The sequence below is a fragment of the Nonomuraea helvata genome (assembly GCF_039535785.1).
Classification (GTDB): Bacteria; Actinomycetota; Actinomycetes; order Streptosporangiales; family Streptosporangiaceae; genus Nonomuraea; species Nonomuraea helvata.
Genome location: NZ_BAAAXV010000009.1, coordinates 1,185,488 through 1,202,444 on the forward strand (window position 1 = coordinate 1,185,488; position 16,957 = coordinate 1,202,444).

Annotated in this window: 22 protein-coding genes; 6 read left to right on the forward strand and 16 right to left on the reverse strand. The window is 69.1% G+C overall.

The window, feature by feature from the left end:
* Window positions 1-39 precede the first annotated feature (39 nt).
* The 5 genes from ABD830_RS38340 to ABD830_RS38360 form a co-directional block, all read right to left on the reverse strand.
* Entirely contained in the window at window positions 40-744 is a 705-nt protein-coding gene (locus tag ABD830_RS38340; RefSeq protein WP_378520993.1) for an NADH-quinone oxidoreductase subunit C, read from the reverse strand.
* Complete coding sequence (locus tag ABD830_RS38345) at window positions 741-1,292, reverse strand: NuoB/complex I 20 kDa subunit family protein (RefSeq protein ID WP_344998582.1); 552 nt, start codon at window positions 1,290-1,292, stop codon at window positions 741-743. The genes ABD830_RS38340 and ABD830_RS38345 overlap by 4 nt, the downstream gene beginning before the upstream one ends.
* A gap of 2 nt (window positions 1,293-1,294) precedes the next feature.
* Window positions 1,295-1,690, reverse strand: coding sequence for an NADH-quinone oxidoreductase subunit A (locus tag ABD830_RS38350; protein ID WP_344998584.1), 396 nt, complete (start codon window positions 1,688-1,690; stop codon window positions 1,295-1,297).
* Window positions 1,691-1,754: 64 nt separating this feature from the next.
* A complete protein-coding gene (locus ABD830_RS38355) occupies window positions 1,755-3,008 on the reverse strand; it encodes a geranylgeranyl reductase family protein (protein ID WP_344998586.1) in 1,254 nt (417 codons plus the stop codon).
* Between the two features lie 162 nt (window positions 3,009-3,170).
* Window positions 3,171-3,887, reverse strand: coding sequence for a demethylmenaquinone methyltransferase (locus tag ABD830_RS38360; RefSeq protein WP_344998588.1), 717 nt, complete (start codon window positions 3,885-3,887; stop codon window positions 3,171-3,173).
* 150 nt (window positions 3,888-4,037) lie between these two features.
* Here ABD830_RS38360 and ABD830_RS38365 point away from each other — a divergent pair, with 150 nt between their 5' ends.
* The gene (locus ABD830_RS38365; protein WP_344998590.1) at window positions 4,038-5,243 is read left to right on the forward strand and encodes a hypothetical protein; all 1,206 of its coding nucleotides are present in this window, start codon (window positions 4,038-4,040) and stop codon (window positions 5,241-5,243) included.
* Here the strand turns inward: ABD830_RS38365 and ABD830_RS38370 are convergent.
* Window positions 5,240-5,458, reverse strand: a complete 219-nt coding sequence (locus ABD830_RS38370) for a DUF4229 domain-containing protein (RefSeq protein ID WP_344998592.1) — start codon at window positions 5,456-5,458, stop codon at window positions 5,240-5,242. The genes ABD830_RS38365 and ABD830_RS38370 overlap by 4 nt on opposite strands.
* A 257-nt stretch (window positions 5,459-5,715) precedes the next feature.
* On the opposite strand from ABD830_RS38370, the gene ABD830_RS38375 reads away from it, so the two are divergent.
* Complete coding sequence (locus ABD830_RS38375; protein WP_026214226.1) at window positions 5,716-5,937, forward strand: BldC family transcriptional regulator; 222 nt, start codon at window positions 5,716-5,718, stop codon at window positions 5,935-5,937.
* Window positions 5,938-6,077: 140 nt separating this feature from the next.
* On the opposite strand, the gene ABD830_RS38380 is transcribed toward ABD830_RS38375, so the two are convergent.
* The gene (locus ABD830_RS38380) at window positions 6,078-6,320 is read right to left on the reverse strand and encodes a hypothetical protein (protein ID WP_344998594.1); all 243 of its coding nucleotides are present in this window, start codon (window positions 6,318-6,320) and stop codon (window positions 6,078-6,080) included.
* Window positions 6,321-6,330: 10 nt separating this feature from the next.
* Window positions 6,331-7,326 (reverse strand): hypothetical protein, encoded by a 996-nt coding sequence (locus ABD830_RS38385; RefSeq protein WP_344998596.1) that lies wholly within the window; start codon window positions 7,324-7,326, stop codon window positions 6,331-6,333.
* 135 nt (window positions 7,327-7,461) lie between these two features.
* Here ABD830_RS38385 and ABD830_RS38390 point away from each other — a divergent pair, with 135 nt between their 5' ends.
* The gene (locus ABD830_RS38390; protein ID WP_344998598.1) at window positions 7,462-7,752 is read left to right on the forward strand and encodes a PLD nuclease N-terminal domain-containing protein; all 291 of its coding nucleotides are present in this window, start codon (window positions 7,462-7,464) and stop codon (window positions 7,750-7,752) included.
* Between the two features lie 5 nt (window positions 7,753-7,757).
* Here ABD830_RS38390 and ccsB read toward each other — a convergent pair whose 3' ends face one another.
* The 6 genes from ccsB to ABD830_RS38420 all read right to left on the reverse strand — a co-directional run bounded on the left by ccsB (window position 7,758) and on the right by ABD830_RS38420 (window position 13,237).
* Window positions 7,758-8,720 (reverse strand): c-type cytochrome biogenesis protein CcsB, encoded by a 963-nt coding sequence (gene ccsB, locus ABD830_RS38395; RefSeq protein WP_344998600.1) that lies wholly within the window; start codon window positions 8,718-8,720, stop codon window positions 7,758-7,760.
* Window positions 8,710-10,269 (reverse strand): cytochrome c biogenesis protein ResB, encoded by a 1,560-nt coding sequence (gene resB / locus ABD830_RS38400; RefSeq protein ID WP_344998602.1) that lies wholly within the window; start codon window positions 10,267-10,269, stop codon window positions 8,710-8,712. Before resB ends, ccsB begins: the two co-directional genes overlap by 11 nt.
* Window positions 10,269-10,991 carry a cytochrome c biogenesis CcdA family protein gene (locus tag ABD830_RS38405; RefSeq protein WP_344998604.1) on the reverse strand — a complete coding sequence of 241 codons (723 nt, stop codon included), beginning with the start codon at window positions 10,989-10,991 and terminating at the stop codon, window positions 10,269-10,271. The genes resB and ABD830_RS38405 overlap by 1 nt, the downstream gene beginning before the upstream one ends.
* Window positions 10,984-11,550, reverse strand: a complete 567-nt coding sequence (locus tag ABD830_RS38410) for a TlpA family protein disulfide reductase (protein ID WP_344998606.1) — start codon at window positions 11,548-11,550, stop codon at window positions 10,984-10,986. The genes ABD830_RS38405 and ABD830_RS38410 overlap by 8 nt, the downstream gene beginning before the upstream one ends.
* A 71-nt stretch (window positions 11,551-11,621) precedes the next feature.
* Entirely contained in the window at window positions 11,622-12,260 is a 639-nt protein-coding gene (locus ABD830_RS38415) for a histidine phosphatase family protein (protein WP_344998608.1), read from the reverse strand.
* 56 nt (window positions 12,261-12,316) lie between these two features.
* Window positions 12,317-13,237, reverse strand: coding sequence for a LysR family transcriptional regulator (locus tag ABD830_RS38420; protein WP_344998610.1), 921 nt, complete (start codon window positions 13,235-13,237; stop codon window positions 12,317-12,319).
* Between the two features lie 184 nt (window positions 13,238-13,421).
* Between ABD830_RS38420 and ABD830_RS38425 the strand changes: the two genes are divergently transcribed.
* Entirely contained in the window at window positions 13,422-14,288 is an 867-nt protein-coding gene (locus ABD830_RS38425) for an EamA family transporter (protein WP_344998612.1), read from the forward strand.
* On the opposite strand, the gene hemL is transcribed toward ABD830_RS38425, so the two are convergent.
* On the reverse strand, window positions 14,285-15,574 hold the full coding sequence (gene hemL, locus ABD830_RS38430) for a glutamate-1-semialdehyde 2,1-aminomutase (protein WP_344998614.1): 1,290 nt from the start codon (window positions 15,572-15,574) through the stop codon (window positions 14,285-14,287). The two genes, ABD830_RS38425 and hemL, sit on opposite strands and share 4 nt — an antisense overlap.
* Window positions 15,575-15,680: 106 nt before the next feature.
* Here hemL and ABD830_RS38435 point away from each other — a divergent pair, with 106 nt between their 5' ends.
* Window positions 15,681-15,914 carry a type II toxin-antitoxin system VapB family antitoxin gene (locus ABD830_RS38435; protein WP_344998616.1) on the forward strand — a complete coding sequence of 78 codons (234 nt, stop codon included), beginning with the start codon at window positions 15,681-15,683 and terminating at the stop codon, window positions 15,912-15,914.
* Entirely contained in the window at window positions 15,914-16,321 is a 408-nt protein-coding gene (locus tag ABD830_RS38440; RefSeq protein ID WP_344998618.1) for a PIN domain nuclease, read from the forward strand. Before ABD830_RS38435 ends, ABD830_RS38440 begins: the two co-directional genes overlap by 1 nt.
* A gap of 2 nt (window positions 16,322-16,323) precedes the next feature.
* On the opposite strand, the gene ABD830_RS38445 is transcribed toward ABD830_RS38440, so the two are convergent.
* Window positions 16,324-16,953 (reverse strand): bifunctional DNA primase/polymerase, encoded by a 630-nt coding sequence (locus ABD830_RS38445; RefSeq protein WP_344998620.1) that lies wholly within the window; start codon window positions 16,951-16,953, stop codon window positions 16,324-16,326.
* Window positions 16,954-16,957 lie beyond the last annotated feature (4 nt).

Sequence of the window (16,957 nt, forward strand, 5' to 3'; positions counted from 1 at the left end):
CCTCCCTGCGGTCGTCAACGCTCAGCTCCACAAGGTCGCTCACGAGTAGGACCTCCTCTGGTCCGGCGAGGGGATGGTGGCGCCCCGGTATTCGACCGGGATGCCGCCGAGCGGGTAGTCCTTCCGCTGGGGGTGTCCCTCCCAGTCGTCCGGCATCATGATCCGCGTGAGCGCGGGGTGACCGTCGTAAACGATCCCGAAGAAGTCGTACGTCTCGCGCTCATGCCAGTCGTGACCAGGGTAAACGCTGACAGTCGATGGAATGTGCGGGTCGGAGTCCGGTGCGCTCGCCTCGACGCGTACACGCCGGTTGTAGGTGATCGAGCACAGGTGGATGACCGAGTGCAGCTCCTCGCCCCCCAGGTGCGGGTAGTGCACGCCGGACACGCCGAGCGAGAGCTCGAAACGGAGCGCCGGGTCGTCGCGCAGCTTCTGGCAGACCTCGACCAGCCGCTCGCGCTTGACGTGCAGGGTCAGCTCGCCGCGGTCGACCACCACGCGCTCGATGGCGTCGTCGAGCCCGAGGGCGTCGACGAGCTCGTCGAAGTAGCCGCCGTACGGGCGGGGCGTGGACAGCTGCGGCGCCCGGCGCACGACGAGGCCGCCGTAGCCGGAGGTGTCGCCGGTGTCCTGGGCGCCGAACATGCCGCGCCGGGCGATCGGCGACTCAGGCACCGCGGGAACCGGGACCTCGGGGGTTTCCCCGCTGTCCGGGCTGCCGGGGAGGTTGTCGGGCGAGGTCACTTCACTGCCCCCTGGTCGATCAGCGGCAGCGGGCGCAGCGCCTGGAGCTCGAGCTCCTCGATCTGCTTGGCCCGGTGCGCGCCGAACTTCATGTTCTGGATCTTGTCGTGCAGCTTCACGATCGCGTCGATCAGCATCTCGGGCCGCGGCGGGCAGCCCGGCAGGTAGATGTCGACGGGCACGACGTGGTCGACGCCCTGCACGATCGCGTAGTTGTTGAACATGCCGCCGCTGGAGGCGCACACGCCCATGGAGATGACCCACTTGGGCTCGGCCATCTGGTCGTAGATCTGCCGCAGCACGGGGGCCATCTTCTGCGAGACACGCCCGGCGACGATCATCAGGTCGGCCTGCCGTGGAGACGCCGAAGCGCGCTCCATGCCGAAGCGCGCGAGGTCGTAGTGGGGGCCACCGGTGGCCATCAGCTCGATGGCGCAACAGGCGAGACCGAACGTGGCCGGCCACACGGAGTTCTTACGCGCCCATCCGGCGGCCGCCTCGACCGTGCTGAGGATGAACCCGCTGGGGAGTTTCTCTTCAAGTCCCATTTTCAGTCCCAGTCCAGACCCTTGCGGCGCCACACGTACGCGTAGGCCACGAGCACGGTGACGATGAACAGCAGCATCTCCACGAGCGCGAACAGCCCGAGACCCGGGGAGAGAGTCTGGCCCGCGTCGTTCGTCTGCGGCGCGAACGAGACCGCCCACGGGTAAAGGAAGATGATCTCGATGTCGAACACGATGAAGAGCATCGCGGTGATCATGTATTTGAGCGGGAACCGTCCACCACCGACAGGCTGGGGCGTCGGCTCGATGCCGCATTCATAGGCGTCGAGCTTGGCGCGGTTCCAGCGCTTGGGACCGGTGAAGGGAGCGATGGCGACCGAGAAGATCGCGAAGCCCCCCGCGAGAACGGCGAGCACCAGGATGGGCACGTAAAGGTCCATCGCTACGCCTCCTCTGGAGTCGCCGCGCGCGCGGGCGCGCAGCCGGATCTGTTAGTTCTGAGGTTCATGCTGGTGGGGCGACCTTTGAGAGTGCGTTAATGATCATGTCGGACGCATCGCCTCGCCGGTCGGTGAGATTACCAAGGAGCTTGATGGCGAAGCGCATCAGCCTCGGGTGAGGGAGCCCATGCCTGGTGCCGAAGCTCATCACACCCGGCTTCCCAATTGCCTCGACGAACAACCTGCCGAGCGTGAAATATCCGCCGTAGGCGTCCTTCAACACCTGAGGATAGGTGCGCAGAGTGCGTTCGCGCTCCGCGGGGGTGCCGGCCTTGAGCGCCTTCACGATGACCTCGGCGGCGATATCGCCGGTCTCCATCGCGTACGCGATGCCCTCACCGTTGAAGGGGTTGATCGACCCACCGGAGTCGCCCACGAGCACCAGGCCGCGCGTGTAGTGCGGCTGCCGGTTGAAGGCCATGGGGAGCGCGGCGCCGCGGACGGGGGCCGTCATGTTCTCCTCGGTGAACTCCCACTCGGGGGGCATGGCCTTGCACCAGGTCCGCAGCAGGTCGCGGTAGTCGATGTTCTTGAACTGGGCGCTGGTGTTGAGCAGCCCGAGCCCCACGTTGGCGGTGCCGTCGCCGACGCCGAAGATCCAGCCGTAGCCGGGCAGCAGCCTGTCCTGGGCCCACAGCTCGAGCCAGATCTCGAGGTAGTCGTCGTCGTGGCGCGGGCTCTCGAAGTACGTCCGCACGGCCACGCCCATCGGGCGGTCTTCCCGCTTGTGCAGCCCCATGCCCACGGCCAGGCGGGTGCTGTTGCCGTCGGCGGCCACCACCAGGCGGCTGCGGTATTCGCGCCCGTCCTTGGTCGTCACGCCGACGATGTGGCCGCTGCGGTCGTCGAGGATCGGCCCCGTGACGGTGACGCCCTCCATCATCCGCACGCCGTTCTTGACCGCGTTGGCGGCGAGGATCTGGTCGAAGTCCTGGCGGGTGCGTACGAGGCCGAAGTCGGGGAAGCGCTCGAGCTGGGGCCAGTCGAGGTCGAACCGGTGGCCGCCGCCGACGACGCGCAGGCCCTTGTTCCTGATCCAGCCGGGGGCGTCGATGTCGATGCCCATGTTGAGCAGCTGCTTGACCGCGCGCGGTGTGAGGCCGTCGCCGCAGACCTTCTCGCGGGGGAACCTGGTCTTCTCCAGGAGCAGCACGTCGAGCCCGGATCGAGCGAGGTAAAAGGCGGTCGCGGAACCTGCGGGTCCGGCGCCGACGACGATGACGTCGGCGTCGACCTGCTTGGCTGTTGGCACCGTCACGGGACTGTCCTGTCCTTCGAAGGCCTCGGGGGTGTGCTGCCTTCGTTCCTTTGTGAACCCCTTCACAAACTTGTCGGCCTGCAGTCTACTGCTTTTCCAGTACATAGTGGCAGTCGGGGTGCCGTTCCGTGATCCAAGTGGAACGGCGTGTCGCGTGTGGTCTCACGCCGGCTTGAACCCTCTGTGCAGTGCCACGATCCCCATCGTGAGATTGCGCCACGCCACCCGCTCCCAGCCGGCCTGCTGAATGGTGCGGGCCAGAGTGCGCTGGTCGGGCCAATCCCTGATGGACTCAGCCAGATATTCGTAGGAATCGTCATTGGACCCGAACACCTTGGCCACTTTTGGCAGCAGCCTCATCAGATATTCGCGATAGACGAGATCGAACGGCCCGAAGGTGACGTGCGAGAACTCCAGCACCGCCAGCCGGCCGCCGGGCTTGGTCACGCGCAGCATCTCCCGCAGCGCCTGCGAGGTGTCGTGCACGTTGCGCAGCGCCACCGAGATCGTCACGGCGTCGAAGGAGTCGTCGGCGAACGGCAGCCGCAGCGCGTCGCCCGCGATGAACGGCACCCCGTCGCCCGACAGGGCGTTGCCGCCGTGCCGCCGCACGCCGGTGCGGAGCATGCCCAGCGAGAAGTCGGACGCGATGGCCCGCGCGCCCAGCGTGGTGAACGCGTCGGTGGACGTGCCGGTGCCCGCCCCCAGGTCGAGCACGAGCTCGCCGGGCCCCGCGTCAACGGCCGCGGCCACCGCCTTGCGCCAGAGCCTGACCTGCCCGAGGGAGATCACGTCGTTGACCAGGTCGTAGCGCCGGGCGGTGCGATCGAACATCGCGGCGACCTCGCCCGGCTGTTTGTCCAATTGAGCGCGCGTCATACCCAAAGCCTATTGGGGCGCCTCACTTACCAGGCGACGACTCCCAGCGACCGAGCTGCCTCCACGGAGTGGAGGCCGTAAGCACAGAGGGAGCATCACTGCAACGGAAAGTAGCAACATGACTACCCAACGTCTGCTAACAATTGGCGAATGCTTGCCCGTGTCGCCCTTGCGGCGATCCTCGCCTCGGCCCCCACGCCGCACGCCCGCGTGGTCTCCGCCGACCCGGTCGACAGCACCCCGCACGTACTCGACGGCATTGTCAACGCCATCACCGTCGTCGGCCGGACCGTCGTGGTCGGCGGCTCGTTCAGCGAAGTGAGCGACGCCGCCCGCACCACCACCTACCCACGCGCCAACCTCTTCGCCTACGACCTGACCACAGGCCGCATCCTGCAGGACTTCGCGCCGATCGTCCCCGGCGCGGTGTACGGCCTGGCCGCCGGCGACGGCGGCACCGTGTACGTCGGCGGCGAGTTCACCGGCGTCAACGACACGCGCTCCACGTCGCTGGCCAGGCTCAGGCTCTCCGACGGCGCGCTCGTGACCGGCTTCGCGCCCCGCATCGCCGGGGGCATGGTGAACACCGTGGTCAGACAGGGCTCGAAGCTCTACGTCGGCGGCGACTTCATCAGCCCGCGCACCGCGCTGGCCAGGCTCGACGCGACCACGGGCGCGGCCGACCCGGCCTTCGGCATCACGCCGGGCGGCCCGCTGGCCGACAGCGTCAAGGTCTACGCGATCGCCGCCACCCGCTACCGCCTCGCCGTGGACGGCTCGTTCACCACGCTCGACGGCCACTCCAGGCCGCAGCTCGGGCTGATCGACATCAGCGGCCCCACGGCCAAGGTCGCCCCCTGGCGGACCGACGCGTACGCGGCCCGGTGCATGGCGGCGTTCCCCTCATACGTCCGCGGTCTGGATTTCTCGCCCGACGGACACTATTTCGCCGTCGTCACCACGGGAGGCCCCAAGGGCGGCATGTGCGACACGACCGCCAGATTCGAGACGTACGCTACGGGCACGCGCGTCAAGCCCACGTGGGTCAACGCCACGGGAGGCGACTCGCTCTACGCGGTTTGCGTGACGGGCGCGGCGGTCTACGTCGGCGGGCATCAGCGCTGGCTGGACAATCCGCAGGGCCGCGACTCCGCCGGCCCCGGGGCGGTGTCACGCCCCGGGATCGGAGCCATTCATCCGACTACGGGTAAGGCCCTGAGTTGGAATCCGACGCGGGAGCGCGGCATCGGCGTGAAGGCGTTTTACGCGCATCCCAGCGGACTACTTGTCGGTAGTGACACAACTCGACTCGGACGGGAGTACCATGCCCGGATTGGCATGTTCCCTCAGCCCTAGTCGTCCTCTGGCTTCGGTCGGTCGATCTTGTTGCTGATACGTTCGCTCATGGCGTCGCGCTGCTTGTTGAGCAGGACGTAGCTGGCTATGCCGCTGATCAAGAAAGACGCGGCGATCAGCACCAGCGGGTTTTGCAGGCCGAGCAGCCAGAGCACGCCGAGGGCCACCAGAAACAGGCCGATCCGCGACAAGGTGTAAACGAGAACGGGACGCACAGGTTCGAGGTTACTCGGACCCGTGGACCGGTCGCTCTTCGCATCGGACGCGAGCGCTGCTACTGTTCCCAGTCAGGGAGTTTCGTAAAGAAACACCCACGAGAGCCCCAAAGAGGCTCTATCATATAACAATCGGGCAGTCAGCTGATAACAACCCGTGATCTTTGTAGAAAACCACGGATAAATCAGGCTTCGCTCGACACACTGGTTACCTGTCCGCCCGCTGGCAGGAAGCGGGATGCGAGGGGGAGAGATTGGTGGAGAGTAGCAGCGAGCGTCTGCTGACCCCAGGAGAGGTTGCCGCCCTCTTCCGGGTAGACCCAAAGACGGTTACGCGCTGGGCTGCGGCAGGCCGCATCAGCAGTATCCGCACCCCCGGAGGGCACAGGCGCTTCCGCGAGTCGGAAGTCCACGCCCTTCTTCGTGGCGAGGACGTTCTGACGGCCGACAGGCCGGCAGGTGAGTCCCCGCGCGTCTGACCGTGCAGACGGTGGTCCTGCGACGGCAGGATCACCGCCGGCGCAACCACTGTTCGAGTGCTTCCCGGCCGCACTTCCGTACGGCAAGCATGGGGCGGCGCCAACCGCCGATCGTGGATGGCGCCTGTCCGGTTTCCCGATCAGGTCTCTTCCTGCGCCGCCTTGAACGCCAGGAACTCCCGCTCGAGGTCGTCGTTCTCCGCCTCCCAGCGCTTGCGGCGCTCGGCCGCCTCCTCCTCCGTCAGCGCCTCGGGCAGCCACTGCTCGTAGTCCGGGTCACCCGGCTGCACCTCCACGTACGCGTTGCCGATCAGACGCCCGTCTTCGCTGGTCAGGCTCTGCGGCACGCGCAGGGTCCCGTCCGCGAGCCGGATGACGTACATGTCCGATCACCTAGATTCCGTAGCGCCGGTTGAAGAAGAGCATGATGTCGAGCGCCATCCGCGTGTCTCCCCCGAGCATGTCCACGAGGGCCGGACGCTGACGGGAGGCGATGGCGGCGAAGGCGTCGGCGAAGAACTCCTTGCGGCCCAGCCCGCCTCCCTGGCGGTGGAAGGTGGAGGCCAGCAGCGGCAGTGCCGTGTCGTAGAGGCGGACGAACTCCGGAGAGTCGGAGACCCAGTCCCCGTAGGGCGAGTCGACGTCGTCGATGGCATGGCCGACCTCGTGCATCATCACGTCGGGGGTGGGCGAGGGGCGGTCGCCCACGACGATCTTGCGGTCGCCGTACGCGCCGGCGCAGATGTCCCACGTGGCGCGGCCCGACGGGAGCGGGGCGCCGCGTAAGTAGCCCATGTCGTCGAGGTCGGGGACGCCGCCGCGGCCGACGTAGATGCCCTCCAGACCGGCCGCGAGCTTCTCCTTGAGTCGGTCGGGGAGCCTGGCGAGGCTCTCCACGGCGCGTACGACGTCGGCGGAGGGCGGCCCCAGCCTGGCGTCCCACTGGCGGTGCAGGATGCTCTCCAGCTTGCCGCAGTGGCGCAGGCCGTCGCCCATGGACGGCGTGCCGGGCCGATTGGGCTGGGCCCTGGGCTGGTCGTCGAGCTCGAAGTCGTACCAGGTGTAGCGGGGGCGCTCGACCACGGCGGCGGGCAGCCGCTCGCGGCGTTCGCGTAACGCGAACCCGTCCCAGATCGACTCCGGCGTGCGGCGCTCCGGCTCTCCCGGCCATGCCATCCGCTCAGGCTGCCTGCTACGCGCGTCGGAGCCCGCCTCGCGACCCTTGCGGGGCTTGGCGTCTGCGCGGGCCTCCTGAGGCTTCTCGCGGGCGTTGGACCAGAAGGAGCGCTCGGCCTCGGGGGGCGCCTCTTCCCGGCGCGAGAAGAGGTACGACCCTCGTCGCCACCAACGACCGCGCCGGTGCCGGCCCTTGTCGTTAATGAAGGCCATCGCACCTCTCAACGCCCGTGGAGTCCGGCGAGACCGCCGCATCGGCTTCCACGGTACGACGCCGATCTTCCCCTAGTCACCCGAAATGGGACAACGGGAAGCACGATCACGTCGCGGATGGCTTACAGTTCGGGCATGGCAGGTGTACTGATCGGCCTGGCGCTGCTGGCCTTCTGGCTCTTCTCGCTGTTCGACGTGGTCACCACACCGGAGGATGAGGTCCGGAACGTACCAAAAGCACTGTGGATCCTGATCGTGGTCCTGATCCCGCTCCTCGGCGGCCTGGTCTGGATGGCCCGCGGCCGCCCGCGTACCCCGCGCGCCGCGTGGCCCGTGCCCCCGGGTCCGGGCGTGCCGAAGGGCCCGGACGACGACCCCGACTTCCTGCGCGACCTCGACCGCCGCATGCGCGGCGACGACTCCTGAGCCGATCAGACGTCCGCGTAGCTGTGCAGCCCGCTGATGAAGATGTTGACGCCGACCAGGTTGAACAGCAGGCAGGCGAACGCCACGAGCTGCACGATCGTCGCGGCCCTGCCCCGCCATCCGGCCGTCACCTTCGCGTGCAGGTAGGCGGCGTAGGCCACCCAGGTGATGAACGACCAGACCTCCTTGGGGTCCCAGCCCCAGTAGCGGCCCCACGCCCGGTCCGCCCAGAGCGCGCCCGCGATCACCGCGAACGTCCACACCGGGAACGCGAACACGATCGCCCGGTGCGCCACCCGCTCCAGGTCGGCGCGTGACGGCAGGCGGGACACCCCGTCGCCGCGCACCAGGTAGAGGATGCCGGACACCCCGGCCATCGTGAACAGACCGCTTGCGACGATCGCGGCGGTGACGTGGATGGCGATCCAGTACGAGTTCAGCGCGGGCACCACGGGCCCCGCGGCCGTGTAGAAGAACTTGACCGCCATGCCGAGGCCGAGGGCGGCCGCGACCATCACGAAGGCGCCGAGGAAGCGCACGTTGTAGCGGAGCTGGGTGCCGAGGAACGCCGTCACGGCGGCGAAGCAGATCGCCACCACGAACTCGTACATGTTGCCCCACGGCCACCGGTCCACGGCCAGGCCGCGGGTGACGATGGCGGTGATGTGGGCCGCCCAGCCCACCCAGGCGAGCACCAGAGCCAGCTGCCCGGCCCGGACCGCACCGAAGCCCTTGGCCGCGGGTGTCTCGGCTTCCGCGGTGTCTTCGACGGGAAGCGTCCCGGCCGTGCCGCCGGCGCCGACCGCCACGGTCTGCTTGGCTTCAGCCCGCTCGACGGCGGCCGCCTTGTCGGGAACGCCCTTGCCGAAGGCGAGCTCGATCGCGAAGGCGACCATCGCGAAGACGTAGAGGAGGACGGCGGCGACGACGAAAAGGTCGCTCAGCCCGGCGAGTTGCTCAGCGGACATCCTTTTCTCCTGCTGATAGAAGCTTGACGATGTCGGCGAACTCCTCGGCGAAGCCCGCCGCGGAGCCCTCTGTGCGGGTCAGGCCGCCCACCTCGACCACGCCCTTGCCGGTCCGTACGAACACCCGGCGCCGGCGGATCTGCAACGACAGCGCGATGCCGAGGATCGCCGCGCCAGCGGCGATCAGCGCGGGCACGCGGCCGGGGTCGTAGGCGGTCTGGATCGTGATCCAGTGCTTGACTCCGGTGTACTCCAGCTTCCCGGCCCCGTTGGGCAACTCCACCGACTGCCCGACGGCCAGCGGCTTGGATGCCTCCGTGCCCCGGACCACTGGCACGATCTTGTTCTTGAGCTCGGGCGGCACGATTTCGTAGACGGACTGCGGCGTGCCCGACCGCATCCCCAGGTCACCCGCGTAACCACCGAAGAGCTGCACCTCCGGCTGGAGATCGCCGGGGAAGGCCGAGGTATAGGCGCCGTTGGTCAACGGCACGCTGGTGGGCAGGAACCTCAGCAGGAACCCTAGCTGGGACGGTTGCGCGTCGGGCGCCTTGACCGCGCATTCCGAGATCATCGTGGCCTTGGACTCGATCAGACACGGCACGGGCCCCTCGAAGGCCACCTGCCCCTTGCCGTCGGTGACCTTGAAGACGGGGGCGTAGCCGTTGCCGATCAGGTATGTCTGCGTGCCGTCGATCTCCAGCGGGTCGTTGACCTTGAGGGCGTAGTCGCGGGTGGGCGAACCGGGCGTGTCGTTGACCTTCAGGTGGGCGGTGTAGTCGAGCGCCTGGCCCTTCTTGTCGCCCGTGACCTGGTAGGAGGCCTTGAAGTCGGTGAGCTGGAAGGAGAACGGCTGCAGTGACTCGGCCGAGACCTGGCTGCCGGGGATGAACCGGTCGTAGGCGGCCACCGTGTTGGCGAACCCGTCGCCCTCCACGACCAGGACGTTGCCGCGGTAGCCGAACAGGGAGCCGAAGCCGACCGCGAGCAGGATCCCCAGCAGGGCGACGTGGAACAACAGGTTGCCGGTCTCGCGCAGGTAGCCCTTCTCGGCGGAGACCCAGCCGTCGCCCGTCACGACGCGGAAGCGCAGCCCGCGCAGCCGCCGCGCGGCCTCCTCGACGTCGAGGTCGGCCTCGAAGGAGGTGGAGTGGGGCAGGCGCGACAGGCGCCTGGGCGCGTCCGGCGGCCTGCGGCGCAGCTCGCGGGCATATGTCGCGGCACGCGGGACGACGCAGCCGATCAGCGAGGTGAACAGCAGCAGGTAGATCGCCGCGAACCAGACCGAGGTGAACACCTCGAAGAGCTGGAATCTGTCGTACCACTCGGCCAGCGTCGGACTCTGCTGGTAGAGCCGCGCCACCTTGTCCGGGTCGACGCCGCGCTGCGGGACGAGCGAGCCGGGCACCGCGGCGAGCGCCAGCAGGAACAGCAGGATCAGCGCCGTCTTCATCGAGGTGAGCGTGCGCCAGCCCCACCGCAGCCAGCCGACCAGCCCGAGATTGACGTGCTTGGGCGCCTGCTCCTTCTCCAACTCGTCGACGCTCATCAGATCACCGGCTCGAAGGCGCCGATCAGACCCTGCATGGCAGCGATCATCTGTCCCCACAGCCCCGTCACGAGGAGCACTCCGACGGCCACCATCATGCCGCCGCCGATCCTGGTGATCAGGCGCGAGTGCTTGCGGATGGCCCGGAAGGTGCGCAGGGCCTTGCTGTACGCGAGTGCCGCGCCCACGAACGGCAGCCCGAGGCCCAGGGCGTACGCGACGGCCAGGAGAGCGCCCCGCGCGGCGCTGCCCTCGTTGAGGCCGAGCGCCAGCACGACGGCGAGCGTGGGCCCGATGCACGGCGTCCACCCCAGCCCGAACACCACCCCGAGCAGCGGCGCGCCCGCCAGGCCCGCGGACGGCACCCGGTGGATGCGCACGTCACGCATCAGCCCGGGGATGACGCCCAGGAACGCCAGCCCCAGCAGGATGGTCAGCACGCCGAGCACCCGCGTGATGAGCTCGGCATGGCCCAGCATGACCGAGCCGAGCCCGCCGAACAGCGCACCGCTGAGCACGAACACCAGCCCGAACCCGCTCACGAACAGCACCGTGCCCAGCACCAGCCGCCCCCGCCCGGCGTCGGTGCTCATGCCGGTCACGTACGACAGGTAGCCGGGCACCAGCGGAAGCACGCACGGCGACAGGAACGACACCACCCCGGCCAGCACCGCGATCGGCACGGCGAGCAGCAGCGAGCCCGAGGCGACGACGTCACTCATCGCGCACCTTGGTCACGGTGTTGAGCAGGTCGGTGTATTTGACCGCGCCGAGCGCCCTGGCGGCGACCCTGCCCTGCTTGTCGATGATCAGCGTGGACGGGATGGCCGCGGGCGGCACCGTGCCCTGGAAGGCCAGCGCCACCTTTCCCGGCTGGTCGAAGATGTGCGGGTAGCCGGTCTTCTCGGTGCGCTCGAACGCCAGCGCGTCGGCCTGGCGGTCCTTGAAGTCGACGCCGATGAACTCCACGCCGCTGCTCTTGGTCTGGGCCGCGACCTCCTTGAGCACCGGCGCCTCCGCGCGGCACGGGCCGCACCACGACGCCCAGAAGTTGAGCACCACGACCTTGCCCTTGTGCGCGGCGAGCGAGGCGGTGGCCCCGTCGAGGGTCGGCCCCTGGACGGCCGGGGCCGGCTTGCGCTCGCCCGCGCCGAACACCTGCATCTTCCCGTCGCCCGCGACGAACCGGGTGTCGCCCGCCTGCGGCTGACCACCCTGGTTGCCGGCGCAGCCCGCGACCAGCAGGCCCAGGAGAACGAGGAAGATGGATTTGGCGCGCACGGAGGAAGATCTCCTTGTACTACAACCGGTAGAGCTTGCAACTCTACCGGTGAGGCCCCGCGCTCCGGACATCAGGCCCCTGGGAGGGACGGACCCGTCTCGAGCGATCCCGCGGGCTCGCTGTAGCCGACGCTGACCAGACGGTCGCCGTCGAAGGTGAACGTGGTGATGCTGGCCAGCGCGCACTGCCTGCGCCGCGGGTCGTGCCAGAGCCTGCGCCCCTCGGCGGCCGACCTGATCGTCCAGATCGGGAGCTGGTGGCTGACGAGCACCGCCTCGTGCCCGCGTGCCTCGGCCCTGGCGTCGTCGATCATCGACTTCATGCGCCGGACGATGGACGGGTACGGCTCGCCCCAGGATGGGCGCAGCGGATTCCAGAAATAGCGGTAGTTGCGCGGGTTTCGCAGGATCGCCAGGCCCTGGCCCACGGGCCGGCCCTGAAGCATGTTGCCCGCCTCGATCAGGCGCTCGTCCTGGACGATGCCGAGGCCGAGCTTGTCGGCGAGGGGGGCCGCGGTCTCAAGGGCGCGCTCCAGCGGCGAGCTGTAGAGGGCGACGATGTCACGGCCGCCCACGGCCTTGGCGACCGTCTCGGCCATGAGCTGCCCTGTCTCGGACAGGTGGTAGCCGGGCAGCCGGCCGTACAGGACGCCGGCGGGGTTGTGCACCTCTCCGTGGCGCAGCAGGTGGACGACGGTGGTTTCAGCCATGGTGGGCACAGCCTATCCGCTCCGTTTCACCATCCGGCTGGGACCCCACGGGCCCCTCAATTCACGGCCCAGGAGTTCTCCTGGGTCCTGCTCGACTCGGCCAGCGCGTCCACCATGGCCCTGATCGCGGGGCGGCGGGCCGCGTCCGTACGCCACACCGCGTAGATGCGCCGCGTCTGGCGCGGCCTGGTCGGCACGAGCCGCACGCCGTCCGGCACGCAGTCCCGGCCGAGTCGCGGCACGATCGCGCAGCCCAGCCCGCCCGCCACCAGCGCGAGCTGGGTCGGGTACTCGTCGGCCATGCACGCGATCACGGGCTCCACCGAGGCGTTGCGCAACGTGTAGACCAGCCAGTCGTAGCAGACGGTGCCGGGGCTCCCGCTGATCCACCGCTCGCCGCGCAACTGGGCCAGCTCCAGCTCCTTGCTGTCGGCCAGCGGGTGGTCGGCGGGCAGCGCGATGTCGGCCACGTCGTCGAGCAGCGTGGCTCTGGACAGGCCGTCCGGCAGGGCCATGGGCCGGTTGAGCCAGTCCTGGATCACGCCGAGGTCCAGCTCGCCCCTGGCCACCTCGCGCACCACCCGTTCTGGCTCGCGCTCGTTGAGCTGGATCCACAGGTCGGGATGGCGCTCCCTGAGCGAGGTGAGCGCGGTGGGCATGAGGCCGCGCACGGCGGTGGGGAACGCGCCGATGTTCAGGCGGCCGACGACCTCGCCGCGCAGCGCCTCGAAGTCCGCCTCGGCGGTCTCGACCAGGGCGAGGATGCGCTCGGCGTGCTCGGCGAGCAGGCCGGCCGCGTCGGTCAGGCGCACGCCGCGACCGTTGCGCTCCATGAGCCTGGCGCCGGTCTCGCGCTCCAGCTTGGCGATCTGCTGGGACACCGCCGACGGGGTGACCATGAGGGCGTCGGCTGCCGCTCCGACCGACCCATAGACGTGCACTGCGTGAAGGGCCTTGAGCCGGTTCAAGTCCAACATGTAAGCCAGCCTAAATGGTTTAGCGTAGAAAGTCTCGCTTGTCCTTGAATCTGTAGCGGTTGAAAATAGATGCATGAGAATCCTTAAGACGAAGAAGCAGCAGTCCGGCTCCGTTTCGTACCTCAAGGTGCTGGCCGAGCAGGCCCGCGAGCAGCGCATCCGCTACCAGAAGCCCGCTCGCTGAGTGCGCCCCCGCCACCTCGCCCTCGCCGTCGGCCTCGCCGCTGTCTGGGGCTTCAACTTCGTGGTCATGCAGGTGGGCCTGCGGCACTTCCCGCCCCTCCTGTATGCGGGAATCCGGTTCACGATGGCCGCGTTCCCCGCCCTGCTGTTCGTGGGGCGTCCAGGAGTCCCGTGGCGCTGGGTTGCCGGGGTGGCGGCGACCATCGGGGTCGGCCAGTTCGGTTTCCTGCTCGTGGGCATGCGCGCGGGCATGCCGGCCGGGCTGACCTCTCTCGTCCTGCAGACGCAGGCACTGTTCACCGTGTTGTTCGCGGTGACGCTGCTCAAGGAGCGGCTCACCGCCCGCCGCGTGCTCGGGCTGGCCGTCGCCTTCGGCGGACTGGCCCTGGTCGCCCTCGACTTCGGGGTGTCGGGCCCGCTCGGCGCCTTCGCCCTCTGCCTGGCCGCAGCGGCCGCCTGGGGCCTCGGCAACGTGGTCCAGCGCAGGGCCGCGCCGCCTGACTCGCTCCGCTTCATGGTCTGGGTCAGCGCCTTCTCCGCGCCCCCGCTCCTGCTCCTGTCGCTCTGGCTGGAGGGCGTGCCTGCCCTGAGCCCGTCCGTGGAGGGCTGGCTGTCGCTGGTGTACGTGGCGTTCGTCTCCACGCTCGGCGGCTTCGGCGTCTGGGGCTGGCTCCTGCGCCGGTACGACGCCTCGACGGTGGCGCCGTACACGCTGCTGGTGCCGGTCTTCGGCATGTCGTCGGCCGCGCTGATGACCGGCGAGCCCATCTCCTGGCTGAAACTGCTGGCGGCGGCCCTGATCGTCGCAGGCGTCCTGTACGCGGGCACCAAGCCCCGCCGGGCGCTCGCCGCCGCCCATTCGCGTTAGAGAACGGCGGCGGCCGCCTTCGCCGCGGCAGGAAGAGCGTCGGCGACGCGGCTGAGCGCCTCGTCGTCGTGGGCGGACGACAGGAACCAGGCCTCGTACGCCGAGGGCGGCAGGTAGACGCCCTGGTCCAGCATGGCGTGGAAGAAGGCGGTGAACGCGGCCGTGTTCTGCGTCTTGGCCTCGGCGAAGTTCGTCACCTCCGCGTCCGTGAAGAAGATCGAGAACAGGTTGCCCGCCCGCTGCAGCCGGTGCGGCACCCCCGCCGCCGAGAGCGCCTCGGAGGCGGCGTCGCCGACCGCGAGTGCGGCGGCGTCCACGCGCTCATAGGCCTCCGCGTCAAGAGCACGCAGCGTGGCCAGCCCGGCGGCGCAGGCCAGCGGGTTACCGGAGAGCGTCCCCGCCTGGTAGACCGGCCCTTCGGGCGCGAGCTGCGCCATGACGTCGGCCCGTCCGCCGAAGGCCGCGGCAGGCAGGCCGCCGCCCATGACCTTCCCGAACGTCATCAGGTCGGCCTCCACCGGGTCCAGGCCGTACCAGCCCGCGGACGAGACGCGGAAGCCCGTCAGCACCTCGTCGACGATGAGCAGCGCGCCGTTGGCCGTGCACAGCTCGCGCAGCCGCGCGTTGAACCCGTCCCGCGGCGGGACGATCCCCATGTTCGCGGGGCAGGCCTCGGTGATCACGCACGCGACCTCGGCCTCCGCGAAGGCCGCCTCGACGGCCTCGATGGAGTTGTACGGCAGCACGATCGTGTCCGCCGCCGACGCCCCCGTCACCCCCGGCGTGTCGGGCAGCCCGAACGTCGCCACCCCGGACCCGGCCGAGGCCAGCAGCGCGTCCACGTGCCCGTGGTAGCACCCCGCGAACTTGATCACCTTGGACCGCCCGGTGAACCCCCTGGCCAGGCGCACGGCGCTCATCGTCGCCTCGGTGCCCGAGCTGACCAGCCGCACCTTCTCGACCGGCGCCACCCTGGCGACGATCTCCTCGGCCAGCTCCACCTCGCCCGGCGTGGCGGTGCCGTAGGAGAACCCGTCGGCGAGCGCCCCCGACACGGCCTCGACGACCGCGGGGTGACGGTGCCCGAGGATCATGGGCCCCCATGAGCACACCAGGTCGACGTACCGGTTGCCGTCCGCGTCGGTGATGTAGGGCCCCTGGCCGGAGACCATGAAGCGCGGCGTCCCGCCGACCGCGCCGAACGCGCGCACCGGAGAGTTGACGCCTCCGGGCACGATCTGGCGGGCGCGGGCGAACAGGTCCTCGGAGTTCTGTGTACGGCTCACCCGACCCAGGTTAGCCGGATCAACCATCGGCCCTCAGAGCGGGCACATCGAGAGCTATAGTGGTGATGTATGCAACCTTTAGTGATTACCAACATCAGGAGGAAAAGTGGCAGTCACTCAGATCGACATTGACGACGACGCCCTGAAAGAGGCCATGCGCATGATGGGGACGACAACGAAGAAGGAGACAGTCAACCTCGCCCTTCGGGAGTACGTTGCGCGAGTCAAGCGGATCGAGGCGCTGGAGAAGCTGGCCGCCCGGGCCCGGCGGGGCGAGTTCGACGAAGCCTCTGCCGCACGCCAGGCAGCGAGAGCCGCTTGGAAACAGGCCATCTCCTGATGACCTACCTCATCGACGCCTCCGCACTGTGGCACCTCCTGCGGAATACCGATGTGCTCGAGACGTGGAGTGAGCGGATCACCGCGCAACCACTGCGGATTTGCGAGCCGACAAGGACGGAGTTCCTCTATTCGGCCACGGGTCCTGCTCACAGGGACGAACTAGAGGACGAACTCAACACTCTTTGCGAACTCTCACCCGTCCCCAAATCCGCCTGGCGATGGGTGGAGAATGCACAGTACAAGCTGACGCAGAGGGGACAGCACCGTTCTGCCGGAGTGGTCGATCTGCTGCTGTGCGCCACGGCTGTCCATCACGGACTCACGGTGCTGCACGTTGATGACGACTTCGCCACAGTAGCGAAGATCATGACAGAGGTGGACCAGCGCGACATCCGCCGGCTCTGACCTCAGTCGGCCAGCCACTCCAGGATGCGCAGCGGATCGGGCAGAGGCCGGCCGTTCGGGGGCCGGAGCCAGGAGACGGGCTGCCCGGTGGGCAGGTTCGAGGGCGGTGCCAGGACGTAGCTGTCGCGGCAGTGCCACCGCAGCCCTGGCGTGTCCTCGATCGTTCCCGGGTCGCAGTCGAGGTGGCACGACCACCACTCGTCCTCGTCCTCGGGATTGCCGCGCGTGGCCACGTAAAACAAGACCCGGTCGCCGTTGGCGGCGACCGGGCCGGGGTCCGCTCCGGCGTTGTCGATCCGGGTGAGGGCCGACAGGCCGAGGGCGAGCGGTACGTCGAAGACGTCGAACACACGTCCGGTGGGCAGAATCACGTTGGCCTCGGGCTCGGCCCGCCACCAGCGCGTCAGCTGGGCGGTGTCCGTCGTGGCCTGCATGTGCCAGGCGGGTGAGAGCGGATGGGCGCCAGGGTCGGGACAGCCGAGGCGGTCACAGGAGCAGGCGCGCGGCCCGTGCCGCAGCGGGTAGGCGCCCGGCACGACAGGCCAGCCCATGGCGGCGTATTCGAGCACCGCGCCGATGCGTGTCGGCCGCGCCCGTTTTCTGGTACGCCGAGCCAGTGGTACCCCCACCATGGTG

What these genes read in the sequence shown, in the direction of transcription:
- ABD830_RS38345 (WP_344998582.1), bottom strand. Translation starts at nt 1,292, where the DNA reads ATGGGACTTGAAGAGAAACTCCCCAGCGGGTTCATCCTCAGCACGGTC.
- ABD830_RS38350 (WP_344998584.1), bottom strand. Translation starts at nt 1,690, where the DNA reads ATGGACCTTTACGTGCCCATCCTGGTGCTCGCCGTTCTCGCGGGGGGC.
- ABD830_RS38360 (WP_344998588.1), bottom strand. Translation starts at nt 3,887, where the DNA reads ATGACGCGCGCTCAATTGGACAAACAGCCGGGCGAGGTCGCCGCGATG.
- ABD830_RS38365 (WP_344998590.1), top strand. Translation starts at nt 4,038, where the DNA reads ATGCTTGCCCGTGTCGCCCTTGCGGCGATCCTCGCCTCGGCCCCCACG.
- ABD830_RS38380 (WP_344998594.1), bottom strand. Translation starts at nt 6,320, where the DNA reads ATGTACGTCATCCGGCTCGCGGACGGGACCCTGCGCGTGCCGCAGAGC.
- ABD830_RS38385 (WP_344998596.1), bottom strand. Translation starts at nt 7,326, where the DNA reads ATGGCCTTCATTAACGACAAGGGCCGGCACCGGCGCGGTCGTTGGTGG.
- ABD830_RS38390 (WP_344998598.1), top strand. Translation starts at nt 7,462, where the DNA reads ATGGCAGGTGTACTGATCGGCCTGGCGCTGCTGGCCTTCTGGCTCTTC.
- ccsB (WP_344998600.1), bottom strand. Translation starts at nt 8,720, where the DNA reads ATGTCCGCTGAGCAACTCGCCGGGCTGAGCGACCTTTTCGTCGTCGCC.
- resB (WP_344998602.1), bottom strand. Translation starts at nt 10,269, where the DNA reads ATGAGCGTCGACGAGTTGGAGAAGGAGCAGGCGCCCAAGCACGTCAAT.
- ABD830_RS38405 (WP_344998604.1), bottom strand. Translation starts at nt 10,991, where the DNA reads ATGAGTGACGTCGTCGCCTCGGGCTCGCTGCTGCTCGCCGTGCCGATC.
- ABD830_RS38415 (WP_344998608.1), bottom strand. Translation starts at nt 12,260, where the DNA reads ATGGCTGAAACCACCGTCGTCCACCTGCTGCGCCACGGAGAGGTGCAC.
- ABD830_RS38420 (WP_344998610.1), bottom strand. Translation starts at nt 13,237, where the DNA reads ATGTTGGACTTGAACCGGCTCAAGGCCCTTCACGCAGTGCACGTCTAT.
- ABD830_RS38440 (WP_344998618.1), top strand. Translation starts at nt 15,914, where the DNA reads ATGACCTACCTCATCGACGCCTCCGCACTGTGGCACCTCCTGCGGAAT.
- ABD830_RS38445 (WP_344998620.1), bottom strand. Translation starts at nt 16,953, where the DNA reads ATGGTGGGGGTACCACTGGCTCGGCGTACCAGAAAACGGGCGCGGCCG.